The sequence below is a fragment of the Klenkia terrae genome, from assembly GCF_037083865.1.
GTDB classification, from domain to species: domain Bacteria; phylum Actinomycetota; class Actinomycetes; order Mycobacteriales; family Geodermatophilaceae; genus Klenkia; species Klenkia terrae.
The window spans coordinates 1-2,993 of record NZ_JBAPLV010000061.1 but is presented as its reverse complement, the minus strand read 5'-3'; the positions used below and the strand labels follow the sequence as shown (position 1 = coordinate 2,993).

Below are 2,993 nucleotides of genomic sequence, written 5' to 3'. Positions count from 1 at the left end.
CGTCCTCAACATCGTGCCGCCCAAGGCCGAGGTCACCTCCGCCTACGGGTACGGCTACAACTACGGCTACGACCCGGACCCGGCTGCACCCAAGACCAGCTGACCGCGCCGCATGTACCAGGCGTGCAGCTCTGTCAGCCGAGGCTGATGAAGAACGACCACCCGCTCGCTTCCATCTCGGAAGAGCTGTTCGTGATCTGCCCCCGGTCGCCGACCTCAATCGAGTAGAACTGTGCGTCCCCGACGTCGGGGATGGTCAACGTCCATGTGCACGTGCCGCCGGAGTAGTCCCCCTCGCTCAAGCTGGTGGCGCCCAGGACCACGCCTGACTCGTTGGTGAGGCGAACCGGCGTTCCGGGTCCGATGTCGGCATACCCCCCGTCGCCTTCGCAGTCCTGACGTAGATCCGAATCGGACAGAGTGAACAACACGGTGACGGCGTGACTCGAGGGCGGGGCGATCGCCTCGGTCGGCGGCGGGGCCGCAACCGAAGTGGCTGTGGGGTCGGGGGCGAAGGTCCCGGTAGCGGCAAGGATGATCAGCATCAGGATCACCACGCCGGCCCCCAGTCCGAGACCCAGGCCAACAGCTCTGCCTGTGCCCGACGTGACCCGCTGGCCCGCAGCGCGTGGAGGCACTGTTCCTGCCTGGAAGGGGCTCTGCGTCTGGCGCCAGGGATCCTGCTGCACAGGACGCTGATGCGGGAAATTCTGCGCGGGCGGCGCCGGTGACCACGACCCGTTCGGTCCAGATTCGGCCCACCCATGGGGTGCCCAGCCGGGGGACCCCGCTGGTGGTCCGCTGCCGGGTGGCGGCATGTGTGTCATCTGAACCCCGTTGGTCGCGTGGAACGGGTGGCAGAACGCACCCGTTCCAGATCATCGGCAGGCTCACCCGGCATCTGGAACAGGGGTGTCGGCGTGTCCCTGCGGACGGCAGTACCACCAAGGAGCAGCTCGCCCAAACCCACGCCACGCTCGAGCGGGTCGGGGCCAAGACGTTGGGCGTCGTCCTCAACATCGTGCCGCCCAAGGCCGAGGTCACCTCCGCCTACGGGTACGGCCGTACAACTACGGCTACGACCCAGACCCGGCAGCGCCGAAGACCAGCCGACCCAGCCGCGCCCTGGTTGTCGATACCGCGGGTCAGACCGGGGCAGCTCCGCATCGTTACGCGTTGCGACTGTGCGGTGGCGCATCGGTAGGGAAGACTGACCGGGTGGCACGGCACTGGTCTCCCAATCCGGTGTTCACCGTGCTGTTCGTCTGCACCGGCAACATCTGCCGCTCGGCGATGGCCGAGCGCATGGCCCGCGCCTTCCTCGACGAGGCCCTCGGCGACGACGCCCACCGCATACAGGTGGTCAGCGCTGGCACGCACGCCGTGCAGGGTGCCGGTGTCCACCCCGACAGCGCCACCGTGCTCGAGGGGTTCGGCGGCGACCCCATCGGCCACGTCGCCCGGCAGCTGCTCGACGACATGGCCATCGACGCCGACCTGACCCTCGCGCTGACTCGCAGCCACCGCCGGTCGGTGCTCAAGGCCGCCCCGCGCGCCCTCCAGCGCACCTTCACCCTGCGCGAGGCCGCCGACCTCGTCGCCCTGGTCGGCCGCGACGTCCAGCTCGACGGCGACGACCTCGCCGAGCGGTGCCGGTCCCTTGTCAAGAAGATGGCCGCCGCACGGTCCAAGCGCCCCTCCGACGCCGCGGACGACGTCGCCGACCCCATCGGTCGGCCGCTCGAGGTGCACCAGGAGGTCGCCGAGGTGATCGCGGCGTCGCTCATCCCGCTGCTGACCCGACTGGTCGCCCTGCATCCGGCGGCGGCCGAGGTCGCCGGGACCGACGGGGACGACGGGAAGCCGCACCTCTACCTCGTCAGCTGAGCCACGCCACCCGCCAGGGTGAGGGCGCTGGTCCACGAGTCAGCACCGAGGCCGCAGACGCCGATGAGGGGACATCCGTGCTCCCGACATGACGAGGTCGACCGTGCTCACCCGCACCCTGCGCACCGCTGTGCTGCTCGCCGGCGTCCCCCTCCTGCTGACCAGCTGCGGCGGCGGTTCGGTCGAGGAGTTCTGCGCCGTCTACCAGCAGCTCGACGACGCCGACGGCGTCGAGGACGGCCTGCCGCTGCTGGACACGCTGATCGACGTCGCCCCCTCGGATCGGGTGGAGGAGGCCGCGGAGACACTCCGCGGTGCACTGATCACCTCGTTGCAGGGCGGCGGCGATGACGCCTCCGAGCTCCCGCAGGGGGCGCAGGACAGCGCCAGGGACGCTTTCGGCTTCATCGAGGCCTACGCCGACCAGAACTGCGTGCGCTGAACCGTCACCGCGGGGTGGCGGGAAGGGCCTCGTCGCTGAACTCGTCAGCGTTCTGGCCCAGTGAGTCGGTCTGCAGGTAGCCCCACATCCGGTCGCCGGTCGCCTGGTCCAGGTAGACCACGCTGGCCGCGCCCTCCGTGCCGGTGCCCAGCACCGGCGCGGTGAAGAAGTCCATCCCGCCGGGGGTGAGGCTGCGCGCCGACAGCGCCAGCTCCAGCAGGCCGGCGTTGCTCAGCGAGTCGTCGACCGCGATCGAGCTGGTCACCGCCTGCAGCACCGAGTCGATCTGGCCCACGCTGTCGAACGTGCCGGCGGCGAACAGCTTGCCGAACATCGAGCGCAGGTAGTTCTGCTGCCGCTTCACGCGGTCGAAGTCGCCGCCCGGCAGGTCGTAGCGCTGCCCGACGTACCAGCGGGCCATGTCGCCGTCGAGGTGGTTGAGGCCCTGGGTGAAGGTGTACGGGCCGTTCGTCGTGGTCTCCGCTACCTCGACGTCCACCCCGCCCAGCTGGTCGGTCATCGAGATCAGCCCGTTGAAGCTGATCGCCGCGAAGTGGTCGATGCGCACCCCGGTCAGGTTCTCGATGGTCTGGATCAGCAAGCTCGGCCCGCCGAACGCGTAGGCGGCGTTGATCTTGTTCATGCCGTAGCCGGGGATGTCCAC

Annotated in this window: 4 protein-coding genes; 2 read left to right on the top strand and 2 right to left on the bottom strand. The window is 69.6% G+C overall.

Annotation, left to right across the window (positions count from 1 at the left end; genetic code table 11):
• Positions 1-134: 134 nt before the first annotated feature.
• On the bottom strand, positions 135-557 hold the full coding sequence (locus UXQ13_RS23510) for a hypothetical protein (RefSeq protein ID WP_225234204.1): 423 nt from the start codon (positions 555-557) through the stop codon (positions 135-137).
• A 688-nt stretch (positions 558-1,245) separates the two neighbouring features.
• On the opposite strand from UXQ13_RS23510, the gene UXQ13_RS23505 reads away from it, so the two are divergent.
• Together UXQ13_RS23505 and UXQ13_RS23500 are read left to right on the top strand one after the other, a co-directional pair.
• The gene (locus UXQ13_RS23505) at positions 1,246-1,887 is read left to right on the top strand and encodes an arsenate reductase/protein-tyrosine-phosphatase family protein (RefSeq protein WP_225234205.1); all 642 of its coding nucleotides are present in this window, start codon (positions 1,246-1,248) and stop codon (positions 1,885-1,887) included.
• A gap of 88 nt (positions 1,888-1,975) precedes the next feature.
• Positions 1,976-2,329: a hypothetical protein gene (locus UXQ13_RS23500; protein WP_225234206.1), complete on the top strand. Its 354-nt coding sequence runs from the start codon at positions 1,976-1,978 to the stop codon at positions 2,327-2,329.
• 4 nt (positions 2,330-2,333) lie between these two features.
• On the opposite strand, the gene UXQ13_RS23495 is transcribed toward UXQ13_RS23500, so the two are convergent.
• On the bottom strand, positions 2,334-2,993 hold a 660-nt coding region (locus tag UXQ13_RS23495), incomplete at its 5' end, for an LCP family protein (protein ID WP_336393093.1).

Excerpts from the sequence above, each read along its gene's own strand:
- UXQ13_RS23500 (WP_225234206.1), top strand. The coding sequence starts at position 1,976 with ATGACGAGGTCGACCGTGCTCACCCGCACCCTGCGCACCGCTGTGCTG.